This window comes from Isoptericola haloaureus (assembly GCF_036689775.1).
In the GTDB taxonomy this organism is placed as follows: Bacteria; Actinomycetota; Actinomycetes; order Actinomycetales; family Cellulomonadaceae; genus Isoptericola; species Isoptericola haloaureus.
In genome coordinates, this window is the sequence record NZ_JBAGLP010000118.1 from 930406 (window position 1) to 956164 (window position 25759).

Here is a 25759-nt window from a genome sequence, read left to right on the forward strand (position 1 = left end):
GTGACCTCCACACCGCCGACACAGGACTCCGCCACCTCGTCGGAGCACGACCCGGGCTCCGAGGGCCGTCGCTCGGCGATCCTGCGGCCGGTCTTCATCCCGGCCTCCATCATCATCATCGGGCTGATCGTCGCCACGATCGTCTTCGCCAACGTGGCCGGCGACGCGCTCGAGGAGGCCACGACGCAGCTCAACACCTGGATCACCGACGGTGTCGGCTGGTGGTACGTCATCGCCGTCAACATCTTCCTGGTGTTCGCGCTCTATTGCGCGTTCTCCAAGATCGGGCTCATCCGGCTCGGCCGGGACGGCGAGGGCCCCGAGTTCGGGGTCGTCTCCTGGTTCCTCATGCTCTTCAGCGCCGGCATGGGCATCGGGCTCGTCTTCTTCGGCGTCGCCGAGCCGCTGTGGCACTACGTGGCCCCGCCCGAGGCCTTCGGCAACGCCCCGGAGTCGGACGCCGCCGCGCGCGAGTCGGTCGGCCTGATGATGCTGCAGTGGGGCTTCCACCCCTGGGCCATCTACGCCGTCGTCGGCCTCGGCCTGGCGTACATGTCCTTCCGGCGCGGACGACCGCTGGCCGTGCGCTGGCTGCTCGAGCCGCTCATCGGCCGCAAGCGCGTCGAGGGCTGGATGGGCCACACCGTGGACACCGTCGCCATCGTGGGCACCCTGTTCGGCGTCGCGACCTCGTTCGGGTTCGGCATCAGCCAGATCCTCGGCGGCCTGGAGTTCCTCGGCTGGGCCGAGACGTCCGACCCGCTGATCATCGGCCTGATCACGGGCATCACGGCCGTCGCCGTCTGGTCCGTGGTCTCCGGCGTCCACAAGGGTCTGAAGTGGCTGTCGAACTTCAACATGTCCGTGGCCGCGCTGCTGGCCCTGGTGGTCTTCCTGCTCGGCCCGACGATCTTCCTGCTGAAGTCGATCCCCGAGAACGCCGGCGTCTACCTCTCGCTGCTGCCCGAGACGATGTTCCACGCCGGCCCGTTCTCCAGCGACGGCTGGGAGGCCGCCTGGACCATCGCCTACTGGGGCTGGTGGACCAGCTGGGCGCCCTTCGTCGGCATGTTCATCGCCCGCATCTCCCGCGGGCGCACCATCCGCGAGTTCGTCGTCGGCGTGCTCCTCGCGCCGACCATGGCCTCCCTGCTGTGGTTCACGATCTTCGGCGACTCGGGGATCCTGCAGCAGCGCGAGCAGGGCACGATGCTGGTCGAGGACCCCGAGACGGGCGACATGGTGGTCAACAGCACGACGGCGCTGTTCCAGCTCTTCGAGTCGTTCCCCGGCGGTCTGCCCGTCCTGCTGTCCGTGGTCGCGATGGTCGTGGTCGTGCTGTTCTTCGTCACGTCCTCCGACTCCGGCTCGCTGGTCATCGACATGCTCGCCTCCGGTGGCAGCACCCAGACCTCCGCCACGACCCGCGTCTACTGGGCCGTGCTCGAGGGCGTGGCCGCCGCGGTGCTGCTCGTGGTCGGCGGCAACGTCGCCCTGACGGCGTTGCAGACGTTGTCGATCTCGACCGCCGCACCGTTCTCGATCATCCTCGTCCTGGCGTGCATCTCCCTGATCAAGGCGTTCCGCCACGAGGTGGCCACGATGCCGAGCTACATCCAGGTCCTGCCGCAGTCCGAGGAGGCCGAGCCCGAGCCGCCACCGCTGGCCTCCGCGCTGCGCCGCCGTCCGCAGCTGGGCGACGTCTCGATGACGCTCGACGGGCTGTCGACGACGCGCACGAACGGACGGACGGCGGCCGCACCGGAACCGGAGCCCGAGGCGGAACCGGAGCCGCAGATCATCACCTACCGGACTCTGCACCCGAGCGACGTCGTGCTCGACCCGGAGACGGGCGACCCCGTCGAGGTCGAGCAGGTCGAGGACCCGCTGGCCGGCGAGGTGTTCGACACCCCGGAGTTCGAGTCCTCCCAGGAGTTCCTCAACCAGGGCGGCCAGCTCGACGAGGAGGGGAACCCGATCCCGCTGGACACCGACGAGGACGGCACCGGGGACGACGGGGACCCGGCGGACCGGTCGGAGGAGCCGGAACCGCGCTCGACGTCCTGACGTACCGGCTCGGCGACCGCCGATCTCGTCGGCAGTCCGTCGTCAGGTCGGCAGTTCGGACTTCCGACCTGACGACGGACTGCCGACGCGACGAGCGACCAACGTCTCGACCCGACGGCGCACGCCCGCCACGTCCAGGCCGTGCGCCGCGGCGTGGTCGTCCGGCGAGCCGTACCGCCGCAGCTCGACGTCCCGGGGCACCCCGACGTGGACGACGCGCGCCGGCCGGTCGGCGAGCGCCGCCGCCACGGCGGCCGCGCTCGTACCCTCCAGGTACGGCTCGACGACGGCGAGCGCCGGCGTCGACCCGGCCAGCCGCCGCAGCCCGACCGCGTCCAGGGGGTGCGGCGTCGCGGTGTACGCGACCCGCACCGGCAGGTCGGCGGTGGCGGCGAGCACCGTGTCGAGCATCGGCCCGACGGCGAGCACGAGCGGTGCGGCGCCGGCCCCGGCGCCGGGTCCGTCGGCGACGTCGCGCACCAGGTGGACCCGTCCGTCGGTGGGCCGTGGCCGCTCGTTGCGCTGCCCGGACAGCCGGACGTAGGCGCGTCCCGACCGGCCGGCCTCGGCGTGCAGGAGGGCGGCGACCTCGTCCGGGTGCCCGGGGACGTGCACGGTCCACCCGGGCAGCGCCGCGACGAGGGCGACGTCGGCCGGGGCCTGGTGGGTGCGTCCCGCGGCGCTCGCGTCGAAGGACGCGCCGATGCTGACGAGGATCGCGCCGACGTCCTGGTGACCGAGCGAGATCTTGAGCTGTTCGTAGGGACGTTCGACCAGGAACGGGGCGTACGTGTGCACGACCGGGCGCCGTCCGGTCAGCGCCAGCCCGCCGGCGACGCCGATCATGGCCTGCTCGCGGATGCCGACGTCGACCACGCGGCCGGGGTGACGGTCCGCCACCCGGGCGAGCCGGGCGGCGCCGATGACGGCGAGGACGACGTCCAGGTCCGGGTGGGCGTCCAGCAGCGGGTCGAGCTCGGCGTAGAAACGGGTGCGCATGTCGAGGTCCGGGCCGGCGCTCGTGCCGGGGGCGCTCATGCCGGCACCGTCCGTCCCGGAGCCGCCGCGGCGGCGCGGGTCGTGTCGACGACGACGGCGGTGGGCCGGTGGGGCTCGGTCCGGCGCAACACGGCCGCGAGCCAGTCGTCCGAGCGGGTGTCGACGTCCGTCGTCGTCCACCCCTCGACGGCGAACCGTGCCGCGAGGCCGCCCGGCCAGCCGTGCCCGTCGCTGCGGTTGTCGACGACGACGCAGGTGAGGTTGCCCAGCGCGAACCGCCCCGCGACCTGGATCGCCTCGGCGTTGCTGCCCTCGTCCAGCTCGGCGTCCCCGACGAGCACCACGACGCGCGCCGGGGAGCGTCCTCGCAGGCCGAGAGCCATGCCGACGGCGAGCGGGAGCCCGTGGCCCAGCGAGCCGCTGCCGATCTCGACGCCGGGCACGAGGGTGCGGTCCGGGTGGTGCCCGAGCGCCGAGTCCCACGAGGCGACGTCGTCCAGCCAGGGCTCGGGGAAGAAGCCGCGGGCGGCCAGCACGGCGTAGGTGGAGGCGGGCCCGTGGCCCTTGGACAGCACGAACCGGTCGCGGTCGGGGTGCTCGGGGACCGCGGGGTCGACCCGCAGGACCCGGTCGTACAGGACCCGCACGACGTCGAGCGTGGAGTGGGCGCTGGGGTCGTGCTTCTCGTCGCCGGTCACCCGGGCCACGAGGTCACGGACCCTGCCGGCGTCCAGCCGGTGGGCAGGTGGGATCAGGGGCGCCGTCATGGGACGATACTCGGAGTTCAAGTTGACTTCAGGTCAAGGGGAGGGTCCCGTGATGGTCGAGCGCTACCTGACGATCGGGGACGTCGCGCGCCGCAGCGGCGTCGCGCCGTCGGCCCTGCGCTTCTACGAGGAACGAGGCCTGATCGCGGCCCACCGCACGGGCGGGAACCAACGCCGCTACGAGCGCACGACGCTCCGCCGCGTGGCCTTCATCCGCACCGCGTCGCGGCTGGGCCTGACGCTCGAGCAGATCGGGGACGCCCTGGCGACGCTGCCCGACGGGCGCACCCCCACCGCCGCGGACTGGCGGCGGCTGTCGCAGTCCTGGCGCAGCGTGCTCGACGAACGGATCGCCGTCCTCGAACAGCTGCGCGACGACCTCGACTCCTGCGTCGGCTGCGGCTGCCTGTCCCTGGACCGGTGCGCGCTGCAGAACCCCGACGACCGGGCCGCGGTCCTGGGCCCCGGGCCGCGCTACCTCGAGGGCGACTCGCCCTCCGACGTCGTGGGCGAAGGTCGGTGAGTCAGTCGGGTGTCTGCTGGTGGACGAGCAGTCGCCAGCCGTCGTCGGTGCTCACGTACGTGCTGGCCAGTGTCGCCGCGTACGTGTCCCCGCCCGGCGCCCCGTGAACCGGTAGACCACCGTCGCGGTGTCGGCGGTCCGCACGAGCCGCACGTCGCCGAGATCCACGTCGTCCCAGCCCGGCGAGAAGTCCATCGCCGCGACGCAAGCCGCCTTGTCGAGCACAGCGCCCGGCACGACGACCACGGCGTCCGGGTGCAGCACCTCGGCGTAGTCGCCGCCGGCGCCCCGCGCGAGCCGTCTCTCGCTCACCATGAGCTCGTCCGCGGTCGCGTCCATCCCCCGACCGTAGCCGGGACGGGCCGCTGTCACACCGTCGCGACGTGACGGCATCGCTGGCGCTCCGCCGCAGGGTGCGCGACGGTGGGAAGGTCTTCCCCCGACACCACGGAGGTCCGTCATGAAGGTCGTCGTCATCGGCGCGCTCGGCAAGGTCGCCCGCCAGCTGGTCCCCCTCCTGTCCGACGGCGGGTCCGGCCCCGCGGTCGACGTCGTCGGTGTCGTGCGCCGGGAGGAGCAGATCGACCGGGTCGCCGACATCGGCGGCGAGCCGCTGCTCCTCGACGTCGAGCACGCGAGCACCGAGGAGATGGCCCAGGCGTTCGACGGCGCCGACGCCGTGATCTGGTCCGCCGGCGCGGGCGGCGGCAACCCCGACCGCACCTACGCCGTCGACCGGGACGCCGCGATCCGCTCCATGGACGCCGCCGCCGCCGCGGGCGTGCGCCGCTACGTGATGGTGTCGTGGGTCGGTTCCGTGCCGGACCACGGCGTCCCGTCCGACGCGAGCTTCTACCCGTACGCGGACGCCAAGCTCGCCGCCGACGACCACCTGCGCACCACCGACCTGGACTGGACGATCCTGGGACCGGGCAGCCTGACCGACGACCCGCCCACCGGGCGGATCCGGGTCCTGGGCGCCGACGAGCGGGTCGAGCGCGGCGAGCCCTCGCAGGTGCCGCGCGCCGACGTCGCCCAGGTCGCGGCCGCCTCGCTGCGCATCGACACCACGATCGGGCAGTTCGTACGCTTCACGACCGGTGACGAGACGATCCCGGCGGCGCTGCGACACTTGGAGAACCTGGAGTAGGCCTGGCCCGTTGGTCAAACTTTCGCGGAAACCTTGATTAAGATGAGGTCATGATCACGGTTCCCGCGTTCGGAGACGTCGACGAGTACTGGGTCGCCGACGCGGAGGGGATGGCGAGTCGGTCGGCTCGGGCCGCAGCCTCAGGTCCGTACCGCTCCACAGTCCCACCGGCGATCGCTCGATGGATGCCCAAGACCCCCACCGACCTGGCCGCGAACGTCGAGGAGGCTTCCGCGGCGCTGAGCCGCTTCGACGAGTACGCAGCGAAGATGCTCGGCACGACGAGTCCGACGCTAGGGCCGATGAGCTCCATCCTTCTGCGCACCGAGTCGGCGTCGTCCTCCCAGATCGAGGACCTCACCGTGGGGCCGCGTCAGCTCGCACTTGCCGAGATCGAGCAGTCCCGGTCCCAGAACGCCCGCCTGGTGGTGGCGAACGTCCGCGCGATGGAAGCGGCCCTGGCACTCGCCGACCGGCTGGACGCCGAGGCGATCCTGGCGATGCACCATGCCCTGATGTCGGGGCAACCCGGTTGGGCAGACCGTGCCGGCCGGTGGCGCGACCAGCTCGTCTGGATCGGAACGAGCGCGATCAGCCCACGAGGGGCCACGCACGTCGCCCCCCAGGCCCCACTGGTTCCGCCCGCGATGGACGATCTGGTCGACTTCATGCGAAGGGACGACCTGCCGGTGTTGCTCCAGGCAGCCGTTGCGCACGCACAGTTCGAGAACATCCACCCCTTCGTGGACGGGAACGGTCGGACCGGACGCGCGGTCGTCCACTCGATCCTGCGGGCCCAACGGATCGTCACCGCGACCACCGCCCCCGTCTCCGCGGGACTGCTCAAGCAGACAGAGGAGTACTTCGCGGCCTTGACCGCCTACCGCGACGGCGACGCCCGTCCCATCGTGGAGCGGTTCGCCGACGCTGCCCGGTTCGCCGCTTCCTCCGGATCCGGACTCGTCGACGACCTGGCTGCTCAGGTCGACGCCGCTCGCGAACAGCTCCGGGGCCTCCGGCGGCAAGCAGTCGCCTGGCGGGTGCTCCCGCACCTCGTCTCCCACCCGGTCATCAACGCACGCTTCCTCACCGAGCACCTGGGCATGGCAGGTCAGACAGCCCAGAACGCGCTGACCCAGCTCACCGAGGCCGGGGTTCTCACCGAGCGGACCGGTTTGCGCCGCAACCGTGTCTGGGAGCACCAGGGCATCCTCATCGTCCTCGACCAGTACTCCCAGAGCCTGCTCAGACGCTGACTCCCACGGGGCGATGCCGGTTCGACGCGATTCCACCAGCCCTGCTCACGCTGGTGCAGAACTCCTGCGGATGTTCGTTTCCCCGACGGCGGGCGAGGACGGCCAGGTGCGGGCGCGCTCCCCGGGGGATCACGCCGTTCGACGTCGAGGCGCTCATCGCACCTCCACGTCCCGCCACAGCCAGCGCAGCGCGTCCGGGAGCAGCACTCCGGCATGGTTGGGGTCGTGCCCGCCGTCGCCCAGCACCAGCCGGGCGTCGTAGCCGGCCTCCGCGAGCGCCGCGGCGGTGCGCAGGTTCTCCGCGAACCAGTTGTGTTCGGGCTCGTTCCAGCCGAGGTCACGATGGCCGGCCTGCAGCAGGACGCGCAGCTGCTTGCGGGGCGTGCGGGCGATCAGCTCGGAGTACGGGTTGCCGCCGGGCATCTGCGCGAAGCTCGACAGGAACCCGATCACCCGGCCGAACCGCTGCGGGCGGTGCCAGGCGACGGTGAAGGCGGCGTTGCCGCCGCTGCTCCCGCCGACCACCGCCCACCGGCTCGGGTCGTCGCTGAGCACGTGCCGCCGTCGGACCTCCGGGACCACCTCGTCCAGCAGCAGCCGGGCCAGCCGGTCGTCCGCGGCGTCGTACTCGGCGTTGCGGTTCGTGCGCGCCTCGGGATCCTCGACGTCGGGGAAGACCCCGGGATCGACGAACACCCCGATCGTGGGCGGGATCTCGCCGCGGTGGACGAGGTTGTCGAGCACCACGCCGCCGCGGATCTCGCCGTCGGGGTCGAGGTACCACCAGCCGTCGTGGAAGACGGCGACACCGACCGGCTCGGCGGGGTCGACACCGGCCGGCACGTGGACCCACACCCGCCGTGTCGTGCCGGGGAAGACGTCGCTGAGCAGGTCGAACGACTCGGTGCTGCCCACGGGGACGTCCGGGCAGGGTGACGAGTCCGGGCCGTGGACGTACTGCACCGGGCCGTCGTCGAGCGACAGGGGACGGTACGCGGCCGCTGCGGCCTCGCGGGCCTCGTCGGCGCGGGCGGCGCTGTCGGCGACCACCTCGACCTTGAACCCGGCGGCGTTCTCCAGCCAGCCGGCGTAGTGGTCGGGCCCGCCCGCGTGCGGGTACCGCTCGGCGTACAGCGGCGCCCAGCCGTGCTCGGGTGCGGCAGCCATCAGCGCGTCCACAGCGGCCGGGGTGCCGCCGTCGAACGCCACGTGGTTCATCCCGGGACGACGGCGGTCGTGGCGGTCCGCAGAGAGGTTCGGCGAGGTGGTCAGCGTCAGGTACGCCCCGCCGTCGGACCAGGTGCACCCCTGCGGCCACTCCTGCGTCAGACGGAAGCCGAGCCGGGGCAGCAGCCAGCCCCAGTCGACCGCGACGGCCTCGATGTCGTCGACCCAGAGCTCGAGGTGGTGGATTCCCGGCATCCGGCCATCCCACCATGCCGGTGATGCACCCAGCCCGTCAGCCGCCGAGCGAGAGCTGGTCGTCCTCGTCCGCCACGCCGTCGACGTCGACCTCCCAGTACTCGAAGCGAACTCGGACGCCCACCAGCTCGGCACGGAGCGCGCGGTACAGCTCGATGCCCTCCGCACGATGGCGTTCCATCTCCTCGCGACGAGGCCAACCGAGCAGCTCGTCGTAGGACGCGTTGAACTCCGCCGCCCAGCGCCGGAGCCGGAGGCACAGCTCCTCGGTGAGCACGTGCCGGAGCTCGACAGTCGGCTCGCCGTCCGCCCACACGGGCCACCGCACGCCGTGGTCGTCGGCCAGCAAGACCTGCTCCGTGTCGTCCTCCTCGCTCATCCGGCCATCCCACCACGCGCGGTGACCGGTGCCACGCCCCTTCCCCGCGCACATCGCCGACGCCTGCGGCAGCATCGCCAGAGACCCGTCCCGCCACCGCAGGAGGCCCCGCATGGCTCGCACCGTCGCCGAACACCTCGTCGACCAGCTCGTCGCCGCCGGCGTGGAACGCGTCTACGGCATCGTCGGAGACTCCCTGAACCCCGTCGTGGACGCCGTCCGCCGCACCGACGGCATCGACTGGGTGCACGTGCGCCACGAGGAGGCCGCCGCCTTCGCCGCGGCGGCCGAGGCCGAGGTCACCGGGAAGCTCGCCGTGTGCGCCGGCTCCTGCGGCCCCGGCAACCTGCACCTGATCAACGGGCTGTACGACGCCAACCGGTCCGGGGTGCCGGTCCTGGCCATCGCCTCGCACATCCCCAGCGCGCAGATCGGCACCAAGTTCTTCCAGGAGACCCACCCGGACCGGCTGTTCACCGAGGCGTCGGTGTTCTCCGAGATGATCTCGACGGCCGCCCAGCTCCCCCGGGTCACGCGCTCGGCGATCCAGCACGCCCTGGCCGAGCCAGGCGTCGCGGTCCTCACCCTGCCGGGCGACGTCGCCGACGAGGAGGTCCCCGACGACGACGCACCCATCCTCATCCCCGGGGCTTGCCCCGCGCGCGTGGTCCCGCACGACACCGACGTCGCGGCGCTCGCCGAGGCGATCAACGCCGCCCGCAAGGTGACGCTGTTCGTCGGCGCCGGTGCGCGCGACGCCCGCGCAGAGGTCCTCGAGCTCGCCGACCTCGCCGCGGCCCCGGTGGGGCACTCGCTGCGCGGCAAGGAGATCATCCAGTACGACAACCCGCACGACGTCGGGATGTCCGGCCTGCTCGGCTACGGCTCCTGCCACGAGGCGGTCCACGACGCCGACCTGCTGATCCTCGTCGGCACCGACTTCCCGTACGACTCGTTCCTGCCCGACGACGTCCCCACCGCGCAGATCGACATCGACGCCTCGCACCTGGGCCGGCGCACGCGCCTGGACCTGCCGGTGCACGGCGACGTCGGCGAGACGCTGCGGCTGCTCAACCCCCGGATCGAGCGCAAGAGCGACCGGAAGTTCCTCGAGGCGATGGTCGACCGGCACGCCAAGGTCATGACCAAGGTGGTCGGCGCGTACACCCGCAAGGTGGAGAAGCACACGCCGATCCACCCGGAGTACGCCGCCGTGCAGCTCGACGAGGCCGCCGCCGAGGACGCCGTGTTCACCGTCGACACCGGTATGAACAACGTCTGGGCCGCCCGGTACCTCACGCCGAACGGCCGACGCCGCGTGATCGGGTCGTTCATCCACGGGTCGATGGCGAACGCCCTGCCGCACGCCATCGGGGTGTCGATGTCCCAGCCCGACCGCCAGGTGGTGGCGCTGGCCGGCGACGGCGGGCTGTCGATGCTGCTGGGCGAGCTGATCACGGTCCGGGCCTACGACCTGCCGGTGACGGTCGTCGTCTTCAACAACTCCACCCTCGGCATGGTGAAGCTGGAGATGCTCGTCGAGGGGCTGCCCTCGCACGGCACCGACTCGCCCGAGGTGGACTACAGCGCGATCGGCACCGCCGTCGGCATCCCCTCGCAGCGCGTGACGAAGCCGAAGGACCTCGCCAAGGCCTTCTCGAGCGCGCTGGACTCCGACGGCCCCGCCCTGGTGGAGGTCATGACCGACCCGCGGGCGCTGTCCATCCCGCCGTCGATCACCTCCGGTCAGATCCGCGGGTTCACGACGGCGATGACGAAGGAGATCTTCGGCGGCGGCATGGGCGAGGTCATGTCCATGGCGCGCTCGAACCTGCGCAACCTGCCCCGCTGAGCCGTCAGAGCCAGCCGGCCGCGAGCTCCAGGAACGCGTCGTTCGCCTCGACCTCACCGATGCTCACCCGCATGCCCTCGCCGGCGAACGGGCGCACGAGCACGCCGGCCGCCGCTGCCTCGGCTGCGAGCTCCGCCGTCCGCTCCCCCGTGGCGAGCCACACGAAGTTCGCGTGGGTGGCCGGCACGTCCCAGCCCTGCGCGCGCAGCGCGTCCCACACGCGGGTGCGTTCGGCGACGAGGTGCTCGACGCGTTCGGCGAGCTCGGCCTGCACGGCGGGCTGCAGGGTGGCGAGCGCCGCCCGCTGGGCGACGTGGTTGACGCCGAACGGCGTCGACGTCGAGCGGACCGCCGTGGCGAGGCGCGGCTCGGCGACGGCGTACCCGACGCGCAGACCGGCCAGCCCGGACGCCTTGGACATCGTGCGCACGAGCACGACGTTCGGGTGCCGGCGCAGCAGGTCGATGCCGACCGGGGCCTCGGGGTCGCGGATGAACTCGAGGTAGGCCTCGTCCACGACGACGAGCACGTCCCGCGGCACCGTGGCCAGGAACGTCTCCAGCTCGTCGGCGTGCACCACGGGGCCGGTGGGGTTGTTGGGCGTGCACACGAGCACCGCGCGGGTCCGCGGCCCGACGGCGGCGGCCATGGCGGGCAGGTCGAGCCGCCCGTCGGCCGCGACGGGCACGGTGACCGAGGTGCCCCCGGCGATCGTGGTGATGATCGGGTACGCCTCGAAGGACCGCCACGGGTAGACGACCTCGTCGCCCGGCTCGAGGACGGCCTCCAGCACGTGCTGCAGCACCGCCACCGAACCGTTGCCGACCACGACCTGCTCGGGCGCGACGCCGACGTGCGCCGCGAGCGCCTCGACCAGCTCGGTGGCGAACATGTCCGGGTACCGGTTGACCTCCGTGGCGGCCTCCGTGATCGCCGCGACGACGGCCGACGGCGGCGGGTACGGGTTCTCGTTCGAGGACAGCTTCCACGCCTGCCCCGACGGGCGGGCGCCGGGGACGTAGGCGGGCAGGGCCGCGACGGCGGCGCGCAGGGGGACGGTCTGGTCGGATGCCGGTGAGCTCACAGCGGTCCAGGATGCCACCTCCGGTGGCCCGACGACGCCCGGCAGGGGTGTCACCCCGGACGGGACCGTGGAACGATGACCGCCATGAACTTCATCGCACGTCTCGTCGTGACGTCGCTGGCCCTGTGGATCTGCGACCTGATCTTCGACAGCTTCGAGATCTTCGGCGGTGACGACGTCCTCGGGCGCGTCCTCGCCATCGTCGGCGTGGGGCTGATCTTCACGCTGGTGAGCTCGATCGTGAAGCCGATCGTCAGCATCGTGTCGATCCCGCTGCTGATCCTCACGCTCGGGCTGTTCTACCTCATCATCAACGCCGGGATGCTGTGGCTCACGGAGTGGCTGACCAGCCAGAACTGGCTCGGCAACTGGGGGCTGGAGATCGAGGGCGGCTTCTGGTGGTACCTGTGGATCGCGCTGATCCTGGCGATCCTGCAGACCGTCATCGGCTGGGTCGTCCCCGGCGACAAGAGCTGATCCCCGGGGCCGTGCCTCACCCGTCCCCGACGCGGGCGCGCCGGAGACGGTAGTAGCGGGTCTCGGCGCGCTCGCCGTCCAGGAGACGGTCGAGGCGGCCGGCGACCGAGGCGACCTGGACGCTGCCCGCGTCCCGCGCGTGCGCCAGCGTGCGCAGGTGGGTGCCGACGGAGTGCGCCGCAGCGACGCCGCCCGACGCCGCCCGGTCGGCCGGGTCCCGGGAGTCCGCCAGGTCGCGCCCGACGGTGACCCGGTCCGCCGTGGCGGGGTTCTCGGTGCTGGAGCGACCGTCCAGCGGCGAGACGAGCTCCTCGGTGTTCTCCAGGTGCAGCACCGGCACCCCCGGCGGCGTGCGGAAGGTCGCCGTCGGGGCGCCGGCGGTGACGACGCCGCCCACCGGGTGCCGCCGCCGGAACGCCGGGGACGCGGCGAGGGACACCGCAGCGATCCCGCCGAGCGAGTGCCCGACCAGCACGACGGGCTCGCCCTGCCCGGCCCCGGCCGCCGCCAGCGCCCGGACGACGCCGTCGGCGACGTCGGCGGTCCTGCGCGCCACGAGGTCGAGGTCGGTGTCGACGTCGAACGGGTTGCGCGGGGACAGCAGGGCCTGGGTGCCCGGGATCAGCACCGTCCAGGAGGTGCTGCCGTCGGCGTGGGTGACCCGCTCGACCGCGATCGTGCCGGGCGGCGGCCCGGGGGCCGGCCGTCCCGGGATCCCGCTGCCGTGCGGGTAGAGGTCCGCCGTGCGGGCCAACGCCTCCGCGACGCTCCCGGCGGGGCGGTCGTCCCGGTCCGGCGGGCCCCCGGTGAACGTGGCCGGGTCGACGGCGTCGACGAGCACCGCACGGGTCCCGAGCACGGCCTCGACGGCCCTCGACAGCACGCTCGCTCCCCCGGTCACCGAGAAGTCGCCGCCGGACAGCCCCGGGGCGCCGAGCGCCACACCGACGCCCAGGCCGGTCAGCGCCTCGTCGACGACCGGCGCGACGGTGCGCAGCACCGAGCCCCCCGGCCCGTCGCCGTCCCCGGCCGGCGGGGCGGGCGGACCCTGCGGCACGGCCCGCGGCGCCGGGCGCGGGGCGTCCGGGTCGGGCGCGAGGACGGACAGCCCGGCCAGACCCGCCGCCCCGGTCAGCAGGAGGGGCCGTCCGGCGGGCGTCCGCAGGAACCCGGTCATCCCGAGCCCCAGCAGACCGGCTGCGCCGGTGACGCCCGCACCGAGGACCCGCGCGGCCAGCGACTCGGTGTGCTCGTACAGCCCGGCGGCGCGCAGCAGCCGCTCACCGAGCAGCGCGCACTCGTCGGCCCGCCGTCCCAGCGCCGCCGCGGCGTCGTCGACGAGCGCACCGGCCCGGGCCAGCCGGGCGGGGCGGCCGGGGTCCGTCTCCCCGAGCGGCGCCGGCGCCCACCGTGCGCGCTCCAGCGCCTGGCCGGCACGGACGCAGTCGCCGGCGGCCGCGCGCAACGACGCCGCCGCGTCGGCCAGCCGGCCCGCCGCGGAGCGCACGGACTCGGCGTCGACGCGGGTGACGACGGCGCCGCCGACGATGCGCAGCGTGTCCCGGGGGTCGCGGCTCACGGGCCGAGGCACCCGTCGACGAGGTGCACGGCCTGGTCCACGGTCCCGCGGTCGGTGTCGAGCGCGGCGAGCCGGTCGGCCACGGCCTCCCGGCACGCGTCCGCCGCGGGCGAGTCCCAGCCCGGGCCCCGGGCCACGTGCAGGGTCGCCACGGCGTCGGCGAGGCGACGACGGGCGTCACGGAGCCGGGCCGCGGCGTCGGCCACGTCGGAGGTGTGCAGGGGCATGCCGGGGACGCTAGGGGCGGTGGCCGCCCCGCCGTCCGCCCCGTCGCCCGCACTGTGGACACCCACCCCTGGGGGTGGAGGGCGCCCGTGGGAGAATGCCGGGCGTGACCTCCACTGCGCAGCCCACCCGTGTGTCCCTGGCCGACGTCACCCCGCCGATCGCCCTCGGCCCTCTCGACGGCCGCTACCGCTCCGCCGTCGGCCCGCTGGTCGACCACCTCAGCGAGGCGGCCCTGAACCGCGAGCGCCTGCACGTCGAGGTCGAGTGGCTGATCACGCTGTGCAACGGCACCGAGTCGGCCCAGGGTGTCGTCCCCGGCCCCGTGGTGCCCGGCGCCCCGACGCTGACCGACACCGAGATCACCTACCTGCGCGCGATCCCCGCGACGTTCGGCGCCACGGAGATCGCCGAGCTCGGCGCCATCGAGCGCGAGACGGTGCACGACGTCAAGGCGGTCGAGTACTTCATCAAGCGCCGCATCGCCGACGCCCCCGAGGTCCTCGGGGAGACGAACCTGCCCGCCGTGAGCGAGCTGGTGCACTTCGCCTGCACCTCCGAGGACGTCAACAACCTGTCCTACGCGCTCATGGTGCGCGACGCCGTCACCGAGGTGTGGCTCCCGGCCGCCACCGCGCTGGCCGACCAGCTCGCCGACATGGCCCGCGAGCACGCCGAGGTGCCGATGCTGAGCCGCACCCACGGCCAGCCGGCCACCCCGACCACGATGGGCAAGGAGCTCGCGGTGCTCACGCACCGCCTGCGTCGCCAGCTGCGCCGCATCGAGGGGGCCGAGTTCCTCGGCAAGCTCAACGGCGCCACCGGCACCTTCGGCGCGCACACGGTCGCCGTCCCGGACGCCGACTGGCCGGCGGTCTCGCGCGGGTTCGTCGAGCACCTCGGGCTGACCTGGAACCCGCTGACGACGCAGATCGAGTCCCACGACTGGCAGGCCGAGGTCTACGCGGACGTCGCGCGGTTCAACCGGATCCTGCACAACCTGGCCACCGACGTGTGGACGTACATCTCGATGGGCTTCTTCACCCAGATCCCCGTCGCGGGGGCCACGGGGTCCTCGACGATGCCGCACAAGGTCAACCCGATCCGGTTCGAGAACGCCGAGGCCAACCTCGAGATCTCCTGCTCGCTCCTGGACACGCTCAGCGCCACGCTCGTGACGAGCCGCCTGCAGCGCGACCTGACGGACTCCACGACGCAGCGCAACATCGGCCCGGCGTTCGGCCACTCGCTGCTCGCGATCGACAACGTGCGCCGCGGTCTGCAGGCGCTCGCCGTCAACGCGGACCTCATGGCCGCCGACCTCGACGAGAACTGGGAGGTCCTGGGCGAGCCGGTCCAGTCGGCGATGCGCGCCGCGTCCGTGGCCGGCGTCGAGGGCATGGAGAACCCGTACGAGCGCCTCAAGGAGCTCACCCGCGGGAACCGCGTCGACCAGGCGCGGATGCGCGAGTTCGTCGGCGGCCTCGGCCTGCCCGACGACGTCGCGGCGCGGCTGGCCGAGCTCACCCCGGCGTCGTACACCGGCATCGCGGCGCGGCTCGTGGACGACTACCTGGACTGAGCCGCGTGCCGGGTCGGTACGGGCCCGGTCGTCAGGGCCGGGACGAGGTCAGGTGGCGCGCTGCCACGTAGCCCGTCCTGCCGTCGTGGCGCACCTTCACCCAGCCGTCCGTGACCCGCTCGAGCTGGCGCACGCGTTCTTCGCGACGGAGCCGCAGCCGCACCCGGTCGGAGGCCGAGGGGCCGGACCGCAGGTTGAGCGTGCTGGTGTCGACCCAGGCGTACGTCCGTCCCGACGGTTTCGGCACGATGCTTGCCCCGTCGCGGTTCAGGGCCAGGTAGCGCGCCGACACCCAGCCGTTGGTGCCACCGTGGCGGACCCGCTGCCACACGCCGTTGCGGTATCCGGTGCGCAGCAGGGCGACCTTCGCGTCGCGAGGCAGAGCACGCTTGACCCGGTGCGACGTCGAGGGCCCCGAGCGCAGGTTGAGCGACCCTGCCAGCACGTAGCGGGTCCCCTGCGACGTGTAGCCCGGCGAGACGTAGTCCCGGTGGATCCACCCGGTGCGCCCGGAGCGGGTGACCTTGCGCCAGACCCCCGACTCGTCACCGGGCAGCGCGCCGAGGGTCACGTTGGACTGCAGCTCGCGGATCACCCGGTACCCCGTCCCGGGGCCGGTGCGGAAGTTGACCTTGGCGGCGGTGTAGTACCGGCAGGACGAGGGCACCGACCGGGAGTAGTTGCGGATCGACCTCGTCGTCAGGTCGATGCCCCGTCTCTCGAGGAACCGCAGCGGGTCGACGGTCCGGCCCGTGCCGTAGCCCCCGCGCCAGATCTCCAGGTGCAGGTGGGGGCTGGTCGACGTGCCCGTCGAGCCGACGTCGCCGATGTGCTGTCCCTTGCTGACCCGCTGACCTGCCGTCACGCGCCGGTCGCCGTCGATCAGGTGCGCGTACAGGGAGGAGAACCGCACGCCGTCGATCGTGTGGTCGACGACGACCCACTGACCGAAGCCACGCACGGCGCCGGCGCGCCGCACCGTGCCCCCGGCCACGGCCCGGACGTCGGTGCCGCGGGCGGCCCCGAGGTCCTGGCCCCGGTGGAACGCCGAGGCCGAACGCACCGGCATGCACCGCGGGCCGTAGTACGAGGACAGCACGTAGGTGTCGTTCTTCAGCGGAGCCGCCACCGGCCTCGCGGCGGCGTCGGCGGGAGGTGCCACCGCGACGTCTGCCGCGGCGGGCACCATCACGACGGCGGCGGCGAGCAGCAGGGCGGCGATCCTGCGCGAGAGACTGCTGAGCTGGACCATGCGACCGTCTCCGTCGCCTCGTCGGTGACGGGTCGGGACGCCCGCCTCGAGCACGGTAAGTCGCTCTGCGCAACCACGCGCGCCCAGGCACCTCGCGGGCCTAGTCTGGAAGGGACCGGCAAAGGAGGCGACGATGACGACCCCCGCGCCGGAGCAGGAGCCGCGGCACGACCGGCCCGCCCGACAGATCCCGCCCAACGCGTTCGCACGGCTGCTGCTGGCCCACGACCCGGCGGTGACCGACCCCCGGTTCAAGGGTGAGGCGATCGACGCCGACGCGGGCTACGAGGAGACCGACGAGCACGACCGGTTCGACGCCGGCTGAGCGGTCAGTGGCCGGGCCGGGTTGCCTGATCGGCCGTGCTCGTCCCGCCGGGATGCCGGATGCGCCCCGTGGCCCTAGCGTCGTGCCATCCGGCCGCGAGGAGACGTCGTGCTCGAGAACTACCCGATCCTGACGCTCGTCCCACCGGTGCTGGCCATCGCCCTGGTGATCCTCACCAAGAGAGTGCTGCTGAGCCTCGGCGCCGGCGTCCTGGCGGCCGCCCTGCTGGTGGCCGACCTGAACCCGCTGGAGACGCTGCGGCTGGTCGGGGAGTCCTTCGCCGTCATCTTCTGGGTCGACGGCGCGGTGAACACCTGGTACGTCTACATCCTGGTGTTCACGCTGGTCCTCGGCGTGATCGCGGCCCTGATCATGATGTCGGGCGGGACCAAGGCCTTCGCCGACTGGGCCGTCGTACGCATCCGGACCCGACGAGGCGCCCAGCTGCTCCCGGCGATCATGGGCATCGTCATCTTCATCGACGACTACTTCAACGCGCTCGCCGTGGGGCAGGCCTCGCGCCCGGTCACGGACCGCCACCGCGTCTCGCGGGCCAAGCTGGCGTACATCATCGACTCGACGTCGGCGCCGGTCGCGGTGCTCGCGCCGTTCTCGAGCTGGGGCGCCTACATCATGGGGATCCTCGCCCCGATCGTCGCGGCCTCGGCGATCACGGCCTCCAGCGTGCAGGCGTTCCTCGGCGCGGCCGCCGCGAACTACTACGCGATCGCCGCGGCGGTGACCGTGTGGCTCGCCGTCCTGCTGCGGCTCGACGTCGGCCCGATGCGCCGCGAGGAGCACCGGGCCGTCCACGAGGACCAGCCGTTCGACCCCGACGACGACATCCCCGGCCGGCTCGCCGAGGACCTGCCCGTCCACCACCCCGGTGCCAAGCGGGCGCTCGTGGTCCCGTTCGTGCTGCTGGTCGTCGGCGTCTTCGCCGGCATCGTGTGGACCGGGTACGCGGCGGCCGGCACCTGGGACCCCGTGGAGATCCTCGCCGCGACGGACACGAGCGCGGCGCTGCTCGTCGGCGGCGTGCTCGGTCTGGCCGCCGCCGTCTTCTACTACCTGCGCTACACGGGCCCGAACCCGGCGTTCGCGGCCCGGCACTTCGGCCGGGGCTGGGTCGAGGGCCTGCGCTCCATGTGGCCGGCCGTGAGCATCCTCGTCCTGGCCTGGATGCTCACCGGCCTCATCGACCAGCTCGGCACCGGTGCCTACCTGGGCGGCCTCGTCGAGGACGCGAACCTGGCGGCCTCCTGGCTGGTACCGGTGGTGTTCGTGCTGGCAGCGGCGATGGCCTTCGCCACCGGCACCTCGTGGGGCTCGTTCGCCCTCCTGCTGCCCCTGGTGGGCGGCATCATGAACAGCCTGGGCGAACCCGACCTGCTGCTGCCGGCCCTCGGCGCCGTGCTGGCCGGAGCCGTCCTCGGCGACCACAGCTCGCCGATCTCCGACACGACCATCCTGTCCTCCACCGGCGCCGGGGCGAACGTCATCACGCACGTGCTGACCCAGCTGCCGTACGCCGGCGGCGCGGCCGTGGCGGCGCTGTGCGGCTACGTCGCGATCGCCCTCGGGGCCGGGACCGCCCTCGGGCTCCTCGTGACGCTCGTGGTGCTCCTCGCGCTGGTGCTCGTCACCCGGGCGGTGCGGCGGCCCGTCGAGACGGACGCACCGGCCCGTGGCCGCGTCGAGGAGTCCTGACCCGTCTCACCCGCCGTCCAGGGGAGACACACCGCGCCCCTGCTGGCAAGATCGAAGCATGGATCCCCGCGCCGGCCAGGTGGCCCAGCCCGACGACCTCATCGACGTCGACCAGGTGGTCGGCGCGTACTACGACATCAGGCCCGACGTCGAGGACCCGGCCCAGCAGGTCGCGTTCGGCACGTCCGGGCACCGGGGGTCCTCCCTGGACGGCGCCTTCAACGAGGCCCACATCGCCACGATCACGCAGGCGATCGTCGAGTACCGCGCGCTCGAGGGCATCGACGGGCCCCTGTTCCTCGGCCGGGACACGCACGCGCTGTCCCTGCCGGCGTGGCAGACCGCCATGGAGGTGCTCGCGGGGGCCGGCGTCACGGTGATGATCGACGCGCGCGACGCGTACACCCCGACCCCGGCGGTGTCGCAGTCGATCCTCATCCACAACGGTGCGGCCGCCGAGGGAGGGGTGCGGACCTCGGGTCCGGGGCAGGCGGACGGCATCGTCGTGACGCCGTCGCACAACCCGCCGCGCGACGGCGGCTTCAAGTACAACCCGCCGCACGGCGGTCCCGCGGACTCCGAGGCGACCCGCTGGATCGCCGACCGCGCCAACGACCTGCTGCGGGCCGGCGGCCTCTCCCGGGTCCACCGGGTGTCCCTCGACGTCGCGGTGGCCGCCTCGACGACGCACCGGCACGACTACCTGTCGACCTACGTCGACGACCTCGCCAACGTGCTCGACCTGGACGCCATCCGTGAGTCCGGCGTCCGCATCGGCGCCGACCCGCTGGGCGGAGCCTCGGTGGACTACTGGGGCGAGATCGGCGAACGGTACGGCCTGGACCTGACGGTCGTGAACCCGCAGGTCGACCCGCGCTGGGCGTTCATGACCCTGGACTGGGACGGCAAGATCCGCATGGACTGCTCGTCCCCGCACGCGATGGCCTCGCTCGTGCAGGCCATGCGCCCGGACGACGGCGGCAGCGCGCCGTACGACGTCGCGACGGGCAACGACGCGGACGCGGACCGCCACGGCATCGTCACCCCGGACGCCGGGCTGATGAACCCGAACCACTACCTCGCGGTCGCGATCCAGTACCTGTACGGCGGGGCGCGGCCGGACTGGCCGTCGACGGCCGCCATCGGCAAGACCCTGGTGTCCAGCGCGCTGATCGACCGGGTGGCGGCCGGCCTGGACCGCCGCCTCGTCGAGGTGCCCGTCGGGTTCAAGTGGTTCGTGCCCGGACTGCTGACGGGCGCGGTCGGTTTCGGCGGCGAGGAGTCGGCCGGCGCGTCGTTCCTGCGCCGCGACGGCCGCGTCTGGTCGACGGACAAGGACGGCATCCTGCTGGCGCTGCTGGCCTCGGAGATCATCGCCACGACCGGCAGGACGCCGTCGCAGCACCACGCCGACCTCGTCGCACGGTACGGCGAGTCCTGGTACGCCCGGGTCGACGCCCCCGCGTCCCGCGAGGAGAAGGCCCGGCTCGGCGCGCTCTCCCCCGACCAGGTCGCCTCGACCAGCCTCGCCGGCCAGGACATCACCGCCAAGCTCACAGAGGCCCCCGGCAACGGGGCGGCGATCGGCGGGCTGAAGGTCACGACGTCGGACGCCTGGTTCGCGGCCCGCCCCTCGGGCACGGAGGACGTCTACAAGATCTACGCCGAGTCGTTCGTGTCCGCCGACCACCTGGCCGAGGTGCAGGCCGAGGCGAAGCAGGTCGTCTCCGACGCGCTGGCCTGACCGCGACCGCTGCGGGCCGGCTCCGGCCCGCAGCCGGGACTACCCGGCGAGCAGGTCCTGGTACTCGGGGTGGCGTTCGACGTAGGCCTTGATGAACGGGCACTCCGCGACGACTCGTTCGCCGCGCTCGCGCACGGCGTCCAGGGCACCACGGGCGAGCGTGGACCCGACGCCCTGGCCCTCGTAGTCGGAGGGCACCTCGGTGTGCGTGAAGGTCACGACGCCGTCGGCGTGGCGGTAGTACGCCCCGCCGGCCTCGGTGCCGTCGTCGAGCACGGCGAGGAAGACACCACGCTCCGGGTCGTCGCGGACGGTCACGGCAGGGGTGTCGGTCATGCGTCCATGCTCCCGCCGGACGAGTCCTGCGGCCACCGCAGGTGCTGGTAGTCGGGGTGGTGCCGCAGCCACGTCTCGACGAACCAGCAGTCCGGTCGCACCGTCGCTCCCGCAGCGGCGACGTCGTCGAGCGCACGGCGCACGAGCGCGTCGGCGACCCCCTGACCACGGTGCTCGGGGACGACGACGGTCCCGGGGATCACCACGACGTCACCCTCGCGATGGTAGCGCAGGACCCCGATCGCGTGCGGCTCCTCCGCGGCCGAACCCGGGGGACCGGCGACCCGTGCCTCGTACCGACCGTGCTCGGGGTCGTGATGGATGTCCACGTCGACTGGGGATGACACCCGAGGCAATCTACTCCTTCGTCAGGCGACGCTCGTGCCGAACGCCAGGCCGAGCACGTAGGTGGCGCCGGCAGCGCCGAAACCGATGAGCAGCTGACGCACCGCACGGGTGATCGGCGACGTCCCCGACAGCAGCCCCGTCACCGCACCGGTGACGATCAGGCACACGCCGACGAGCACGCTGGCGACCACGACGGCGACGGTCCCCTCGAGCCCGAACAGGTACGGCAGGACGGGGACGATCGCACCGGAGGCGAAGAAGAGGAAGCTGGACACGGCCGCGCCCCAGGCGGTGCCGTGCGTCTCGTGGTCGTCGGGCTCCTCGTCGTCCGCGATCCCCTCGACGACGCCCGTGGCCTCCAGCCGGGCCAGCACGCGGTCGGCCCGCGCCTCGGCCTCGGACGCCTCCATCCCCCGCGCGCGGTAGACGAGCGCGAGCTCGTTGGCGTCGACGTCGAGGTCCGGCAGCGCCTCGGTGGCCGACGGGTCCGGTGTCGAGGCCTGCAGCAGCTCGCGCTGGGAGCGCACCGACACGTACTCGCCGGCGCCCATGGAGAGCGCGCCGGCGAGGAGGCCGGCGAGACCGGTCACCAGCACCGTCCCGGTCGTCACGCCGGCGGCGCCGATGCCGAGCACGAGCGCGAGGTTGGACACGAGACCGTCGTTGGCCCCGAAGACGGCGGCCCGGAAGGAGCCCGAGAGCCGGTTGCGGCCCCGGGTCGCCAGGCTGCGCACGACCTCCTCGTGGATCTGCTCGTCGGCGGCCATCTGCGCGGTGGCATGGTCGTCGTCGGCGTAGCTGGACCGCGACTCGGCGCGCTGCACGAGCGCCAGCACGAAGACCCCGCCCAGCCGGCGCGCCAGGAAGGCCAGCGTCCGGGTGCGCAGGTCGCCCTGGAGCGGCATGCCGACGTCGTCGCCGAGCAGGTCCAGCCAGTGCTGCTCGTGCCGCTTCTCGGCCGCCGCGAGGGCGAGCAGGATCTCGCGATCCTCGCCGGTGCGCCGCGAGGCGAGGTCGCGGTAGACGGCGGCCTCGGCGCGCTCGGCGGCGAGATAGCGTCGCCACCGGCGGATCTCGGCCGGCGTGCGGGCAGGCGTGGTCGCGTCCATGGGGCACCATCATGGCGTCCGACGGCGGTCCGTGCGTTCCGGTGGTCGCCGCCGCCGGTTGCCGGGACCGCCCGGGAGGGTTGCGGACCTCCGCGAGCCGGACGCCGGAGGATCCGCACCCGGAGGATTCACCTGGATGTCACCGGGAGAAGGCACAATGGAACCCGTCGCCCGACACGCGACAGCATCCGCGGACTCCGAGGGACACCGGCGTGATCATTGTCAGCACCGACGGCTCCTGCCCGACCGACGGCGACGCGATCGGCTGGGCATGGGTCGCCCATGGCTCCGGCCGCTTCGACTCCGGCGGCGCCGCCGACGGGACGGCGCAGGTCGCCGAGCTGACCGCGCTGCGCCACGCCGTCGAGGCCCACCCGGGCGACGAGCCCCTGTTCGTCGAGTCGGGGTCGCAGTGGGCGATCCGGTGCGCCTCCGAGTGGTTGGAGGGCTGGAAGGCGCACGCGTGGCGGACGGCCTCCGGCGAGGAGGTCCCGCACCGCGACGCCGTCCAGGCGCTCGACGAGGCGATCTCCGCACGCCCGGGGCCGGTCCGGTTCCGCTGGGTCCGGGGCCACGTCGACAGCCCCTTCACCACCCGTGCGCGCGAGCTCGCCGAGCTGGCGGCCCAGGACTGGGCGGCCGGGCGCGGCGAGCTCGACGGGCTGCTCCTGGACGACTCCGCGGCCCGCGAGACGTCGCACGGTCCCGTGGACGGCCCCGAGCCCGAGCCGGTCGGCGCGCGACGTGCGTCGTCGACGCCGACGAGCGGCCCGGGCTGGGAGCTCGGCACCCTGTTCGACTGACGGGGGCCGAGCGTCCCGGCTCGTGAGCTCAGCCGCCGTTGGACGCGGCCACCGACGTGCCCCGCTCCTGCTGATCGGCCAGCCCGCTGAGGAGCTGGTGGAGGTCGATACCGGTCAGCTCCTTGACGACCGCCTGGCCCTCGCCGAGCACGCTGCTGACGTTCTTGGTCACCGCGGACGCCCCGTCGGTGGACACGACCGTCATCCCCTGGATCGAGGCCATCGGCTCCGCCGCGGCCCGCACGATCTCCGGCAGGCGCTCGATGAGCTCCTGGACGAGCGCGGCCTCGCCGTACTTCTTCAGCGCCTCGGCCTTGGCATCGGTGGCGGACGCCTCCGCACGGCCCTCGGCCTCGGTCGCGGCGGCGCGGGCCTCGCCCTCGGCCCGGATACCCGCGGCGAGCGCGACCTGCTTGTCGCGGTCGGCCTCACCGGCACGGCGCACGGCCTCCGCGGCCGCCTCGGCGTCCTGGATCGCGGCGGACTTGTTGGCCTCGGCGATGGTGGTCCGCTTGAACGCCTCGGCCTCCGTGGCGGCGTTCTGCGAGTCGCGCCGCGCGGTGGCCTCCTGGACCTCGGCGTAGGCCTGGGCCTCGGCCGGCTTGCGCACCTCGATGTCGAGGCGCTCCTGCTCGACGCGGGCCTTCTCCGAGAGCGCCTCGCGCTCCTGGAGCGCGACGAGACGGTCCTGCTCGGCCCGGGCGAGCTGTCCGGCCGCCTCGGCCTCCGCCTGGGCCTTGTCCGTGTCGGCCTGGATCGCGGACTTCTTCAGGTCGAGGGCCTTCTGCCGCTCGGCGATCTGCTCGGCCGCCTCGATGGCCGCGAACTCCGAGGCGCGGCGCGCCTCGGCCTCGGACACCTCGGCCACCTGCAGCGCGCGGGCCGACTCGGCACGACCGAGGTTCTCCAGGTAGTCCGAACCGGGCGTCGAGATGTCGGAGATGTTGAGGATGTCGACCTGCAGCCCCTGCTCGGCCAGGTCCCGCTTGGTGGACTCCACGACGCGGTCCGACAGACCCTTGCGGTCGGAGATGATCTCCTCGATCGACATGTCGCCGACGATCGAGCGGAGCGAGCCCTCGAGGGACTCGGCGATGATCTCGGTGAGGAGCTCCTGCTGGGACAGGAAGCGCTGCGCGGCACGGCGCACGCCCTCGTCGTCACCGCGGACCTTGAAGTTGATGGACGCCTTGATGGCGATCTTGATGCGGTTCGAGTCGACGCCCTCGACGGTGATCCCGATCTGGCGCTGCTCGAGCGAGATGGCGAAACCCTGCTGCAGGATCGGCCAGACGAAGGTGCGCCCGCCGATGACGACCTTCTGCCCGGCCATGTCCTTGCGGCCGGCACCCCGGCCGACGATGACGAGGGCCTGGTTCGGCGGGACGCGGCGGATCCGCTGGGCCACGAAGATGCCGATCGCCAGGAAGGCGACGACGACGGCGGCCACGGCGATCGTGGTCACGAAGCTGGTGGAGCTGTCCATGGTTGCGCGCCGGAGCGCGACTCCTCTCGGAGAGTGACGGTCAGCGCGCGTCCTCGGGCCGGTACGGCCCGACACGCACGCTGTTGGGCTGGTGCTCGAGGACGACGACGCGTGTCCCGGAGGCGATGGGCTCCATCGACCACGCCAGACGACGTTCGAGCTCGCTCACCGCGTCGAGGGCGACCTCGCCGGAGGACTGGGAGATGTCCGTCATGGCCGTGCCCTGGACGCCGACCAGGTCGACGTGGGCGTTGTCCTCGGTGGCGCTGAGCCGCCGGATGAGCAGCTGGGCCACGAGCACGGCCAGCAGACCGACGACGGCCGAGGCGACGTAGGCGATCCACGGGGCCCAGCCGTTGACGGTGACGACGGAGCCCACGGCACCGAAGACGACGGCACCGACGCCCAGGGAGGTCCCGGACAGGGCACCGTCCCCCACGTCGACGATCTCCCCGACGACGAGCGACAGCAGGAGCAGGACGAGACCGGCGGCGCCGATCAGAGCGAAGACGAGCACGGACGCCCTCCAGGACGCAGATGTGGTAAACGTGTGAAGACTGCCACAATTCGCCCTCCGGGCGCGACCTCCGACGCGATGCGGGACGATCGGGCCATGGCCCTCCCCGCGACGGACTCGCCCCGGCTCGTCCTCCTCCGGCACGGCGACACCGAGTGGGCGCGCGCCGGGCGTCATACCGGTCGGACGGACGTCCCCCTGACGCCGGAGGGTGAGAAGCAGGCACGCGCCGCGGGACGGCGGCTGGCCGGGCTGGCGCCGGTGGCGGTGTTCTGCTCGCCCCTCACCCGCGCGCGCCGAACGGCCGAGCTGGCGGGCTTCGCCGACGGCATCGTCGACCCCGACCTGTCCGAGTGGGACTACGGACCGGTGGAAGGACGCACGTCCGCCGAGGTGGGCGAGGCCCTGGGGCACCCGTACGAGATCTTCCGCGACGGGGTGGACGTCCCCGGGCCGGTCGACCCGGGCACCGGCGACCCCGGCACGACCGGAGCACGCGGGGAGACGCTGGCCGAGGTCCGCGCGCGCACCGACCGATTCCTGGCGCGCGCCCGCCCAGTACTCGCCGGGGGCGGCAGCGTGCTCGTCGTCGCCCACGGTCACCTGCTCCGGGTGCTGGCCACGAGCTGGCTCGACGTCGACGCCTCGTTCGGCGTCCACCTCGAGCTCGGCTGCGCGGCGATCTGCGCGCTCGGCAGCGCGCACGGCCGCCCCACGATCGAGGCGTGGAACCTCGTCGGGGACGACCACGCGGTGTAGGCAGGTGT

General features: G+C 73.2%; 26 protein-coding genes and 1 pseudogene. 12 read left to right on the plus strand and 15 right to left on the minus strand.

The features are described 5' to 3' along the window. The gene (locus V5O49_RS14415) at window positions 1-2067 is read left to right on the plus strand and encodes a BCCT family transporter (protein WP_332902804.1); all 2067 of its coding nucleotides are present in this window, start codon (window positions 1-3) and stop codon (window positions 2065-2067) included. A 42-nt stretch (window positions 2068-2109) separates the two neighbouring features. Here V5O49_RS14415 and V5O49_RS14420 read toward each other — a convergent pair whose 3' ends face one another. Further along, window positions 2110-3105, minus strand: a complete 996-nt coding sequence (locus tag V5O49_RS14420; protein WP_332902805.1) for a transketolase family protein — start codon at window positions 3103-3105, stop codon at window positions 2110-2112. Further along, window positions 3102-3833, minus strand: coding sequence for a thiamine pyrophosphate-dependent enzyme (locus V5O49_RS14425; protein ID WP_332902806.1), 732 nt, complete (start codon window positions 3831-3833; stop codon window positions 3102-3104). Before V5O49_RS14425 ends, V5O49_RS14420 begins: the two co-directional genes overlap by 4 nt. A gap of 52 nt (window positions 3834-3885) precedes the next feature. On the opposite strand from V5O49_RS14425, the gene soxR reads away from it, so the two are divergent. Beyond that, the gene (soxR, locus tag V5O49_RS14430) at window positions 3886-4356 is read left to right on the plus strand and encodes a redox-sensitive transcriptional activator SoxR (RefSeq protein ID WP_332902807.1); all 471 of its coding nucleotides are present in this window, start codon (window positions 3886-3888) and stop codon (window positions 4354-4356) included. Between the two features lie 51 nt (window positions 4357-4407). On the opposite strand, the gene V5O49_RS14435 is transcribed toward soxR, so the two are convergent. Continuing rightward, complete coding sequence (locus tag V5O49_RS14435; RefSeq protein ID WP_332902808.1) at window positions 4408-4695, minus strand: DUF4440 domain-containing protein; 288 nt, start codon at window positions 4693-4695, stop codon at window positions 4408-4410. A gap of 121 nt (window positions 4696-4816) precedes the next feature. On the opposite strand from V5O49_RS14435, the gene V5O49_RS14440 reads away from it, so the two are divergent. Then, the gene (locus tag V5O49_RS14440) at window positions 4817-5506 is read left to right on the plus strand and encodes an SDR family oxidoreductase (protein WP_332902809.1); all 690 of its coding nucleotides are present in this window, start codon (window positions 4817-4819) and stop codon (window positions 5504-5506) included. Window positions 5507-5556: 50 nt separating this feature from the next. Next, the gene (locus tag V5O49_RS14445; protein ID WP_332902810.1) at window positions 5557-6762 is read left to right on the plus strand and encodes a Fic family protein; all 1206 of its coding nucleotides are present in this window, start codon (window positions 5557-5559) and stop codon (window positions 6760-6762) included. Window positions 6763-6915: 153 nt separating this feature from the next. On the opposite strand, the gene V5O49_RS14450 is transcribed toward V5O49_RS14445, so the two are convergent. The 3 genes and pseudogenes from V5O49_RS14450 to V5O49_RS14460 form a co-directional block, all read right to left on the minus strand. Then, window positions 6916-7812: an alpha/beta hydrolase gene (locus tag V5O49_RS14450; RefSeq protein WP_332902967.1), complete on the minus strand. Its 897-nt coding sequence runs from the start codon at window positions 7810-7812 to the stop codon at window positions 6916-6918. Then, window positions 7795-8184: pseudogene (locus V5O49_RS14455) on the minus strand (VOC family protein); the annotation flags it as partial. The pseudogene V5O49_RS14455 and the gene V5O49_RS14450, both read right to left, overlap by 18 nt. Window positions 8185-8221: 37 nt before the next feature. Then, entirely contained in the window at window positions 8222-8563 is a 342-nt protein-coding gene (locus V5O49_RS14460) for a hypothetical protein (RefSeq protein WP_332902811.1), read from the minus strand. A 112-nt stretch (window positions 8564-8675) separates the two neighbouring features. On the opposite strand from V5O49_RS14460, the gene V5O49_RS14465 reads away from it, so the two are divergent. Next, window positions 8676-10415 (plus strand): pyruvate dehydrogenase, encoded by a 1740-nt coding sequence (locus V5O49_RS14465; RefSeq protein WP_332902812.1) that lies wholly within the window; start codon window positions 8676-8678, stop codon window positions 10413-10415. A gap of 4 nt (window positions 10416-10419) precedes the next feature. On the opposite strand, the gene hisC is transcribed toward V5O49_RS14465, so the two are convergent. Beyond that, a complete protein-coding gene (hisC, locus tag V5O49_RS14470; protein WP_332902813.1) occupies window positions 10420-11499 on the minus strand; it encodes a histidinol-phosphate transaminase in 1080 nt (359 codons plus the stop codon). 75 nt (window positions 11500-11574) lie between these two features. On the opposite strand from hisC, the gene V5O49_RS14475 reads away from it, so the two are divergent. Next, complete coding sequence (locus V5O49_RS14475) at window positions 11575-11976, plus strand: phage holin family protein (protein ID WP_332902814.1); 402 nt, start codon at window positions 11575-11577, stop codon at window positions 11974-11976. Window positions 11977-11992: 16 nt separating this feature from the next. Here V5O49_RS14475 and V5O49_RS14480 read toward each other — a convergent pair whose 3' ends face one another. Continuing rightward, a complete protein-coding gene (locus V5O49_RS14480; RefSeq protein ID WP_332902815.1) occupies window positions 11993-13555 on the minus strand; it encodes a hypothetical protein in 1563 nt (520 codons plus the stop codon). Further along, window positions 13552-13782: a hypothetical protein gene (locus V5O49_RS14485; RefSeq protein WP_332902816.1), complete on the minus strand. Its 231-nt coding sequence runs from the start codon at window positions 13780-13782 to the stop codon at window positions 13552-13554. Before V5O49_RS14485 ends, V5O49_RS14480 begins: the two co-directional genes overlap by 4 nt. A 95-nt stretch (window positions 13783-13877) precedes the next feature. Between V5O49_RS14485 and purB the strand changes: the two genes are divergently transcribed. After that, window positions 13878-15362: an adenylosuccinate lyase gene (gene purB, locus V5O49_RS14490; protein WP_332902817.1), complete on the plus strand. Its 1485-nt coding sequence runs from the start codon at window positions 13878-13880 to the stop codon at window positions 15360-15362. A 31-nt stretch (window positions 15363-15393) separates the two neighbouring features. On the opposite strand, the gene V5O49_RS14495 is transcribed toward purB, so the two are convergent. Beyond that, window positions 15394-16614: an SH3 domain-containing protein gene (locus tag V5O49_RS14495; RefSeq protein ID WP_332902818.1), complete on the minus strand. Its 1221-nt coding sequence runs from the start codon at window positions 16612-16614 to the stop codon at window positions 15394-15396. Window positions 16615-16747: 133 nt separating this feature from the next. On the opposite strand from V5O49_RS14495, the gene V5O49_RS14500 reads away from it, so the two are divergent. The 3 genes from V5O49_RS14500 (at window position 16748) to pgm (ending at window position 20393) form a co-directional block, all read left to right on the plus strand. Next, entirely contained in the window at window positions 16748-16939 is a 192-nt protein-coding gene (locus V5O49_RS14500) for a hypothetical protein (RefSeq protein ID WP_332902819.1), read from the plus strand. Between the two features lie 108 nt (window positions 16940-17047). Beyond that, window positions 17048-18649 carry a Na+/H+ antiporter NhaC family protein gene (locus V5O49_RS14505; protein WP_332902820.1) on the plus strand — a complete coding sequence of 534 codons (1602 nt, stop codon included), beginning with the start codon at window positions 17048-17050 and terminating at the stop codon, window positions 18647-18649. Window positions 18650-18707: 58 nt separating this feature from the next. Continuing rightward, window positions 18708-20393, plus strand: coding sequence for a phosphoglucomutase (alpha-D-glucose-1,6-bisphosphate-dependent) (pgm, locus tag V5O49_RS14510; RefSeq protein ID WP_332902821.1), 1686 nt, complete (start codon window positions 18708-18710; stop codon window positions 20391-20393). Between the two features lie 39 nt (window positions 20394-20432). Here pgm and V5O49_RS14515 read toward each other — a convergent pair whose 3' ends face one another. The 3 genes from V5O49_RS14515 to V5O49_RS14525 are packed head-to-tail and all read right to left on the minus strand — an operon-like array spanning window position 20433 to window position 22186. Next, window positions 20433-20729, minus strand: coding sequence for a GNAT family N-acetyltransferase (locus tag V5O49_RS14515; protein WP_332902822.1), 297 nt, complete (start codon window positions 20727-20729; stop codon window positions 20433-20435). Next, window positions 20726-21076: a GNAT family N-acetyltransferase gene (locus tag V5O49_RS14520; protein ID WP_332902823.1), complete on the minus strand. Its 351-nt coding sequence runs from the start codon at window positions 21074-21076 to the stop codon at window positions 20726-20728. Before V5O49_RS14520 ends, V5O49_RS14515 begins: the two co-directional genes overlap by 4 nt. A 21-nt stretch (window positions 21077-21097) precedes the next feature. Continuing rightward, window positions 21098-22186, minus strand: coding sequence for a VIT1/CCC1 transporter family protein (locus V5O49_RS14525; protein ID WP_332902824.1), 1089 nt, complete (start codon window positions 22184-22186; stop codon window positions 21098-21100). A gap of 212 nt (window positions 22187-22398) precedes the next feature. Between V5O49_RS14525 and V5O49_RS14530 the strand changes: the two genes are divergently transcribed. Continuing rightward, window positions 22399-22989 (plus strand): RNase H family protein, encoded by a 591-nt coding sequence (locus V5O49_RS14530; protein WP_278236163.1) that lies wholly within the window; start codon window positions 22399-22401, stop codon window positions 22987-22989. A gap of 28 nt (window positions 22990-23017) precedes the next feature. Here V5O49_RS14530 and V5O49_RS14535 read toward each other — a convergent pair whose 3' ends face one another. Together V5O49_RS14535 and V5O49_RS14540 are read right to left on the minus strand one after the other, a co-directional pair. Beyond that, window positions 23018-24475, minus strand: coding sequence for a flotillin family protein (locus V5O49_RS14535; RefSeq protein ID WP_332902825.1), 1458 nt, complete (start codon window positions 24473-24475; stop codon window positions 23018-23020). A 40-nt stretch (window positions 24476-24515) separates the two neighbouring features. Next, entirely contained in the window at window positions 24516-24992 is a 477-nt protein-coding gene (locus V5O49_RS14540) for a hypothetical protein (protein ID WP_332902826.1), read from the minus strand. Window positions 24993-25088: 96 nt separating this feature from the next. On the opposite strand from V5O49_RS14540, the gene V5O49_RS14545 reads away from it, so the two are divergent. Continuing rightward, a complete protein-coding gene (locus V5O49_RS14545; protein ID WP_332902827.1) occupies window positions 25089-25751 on the plus strand; it encodes a histidine phosphatase family protein in 663 nt (220 codons plus the stop codon). The last annotated feature ends 8 nt before the right edge of the window (window positions 25752-25759 follow it).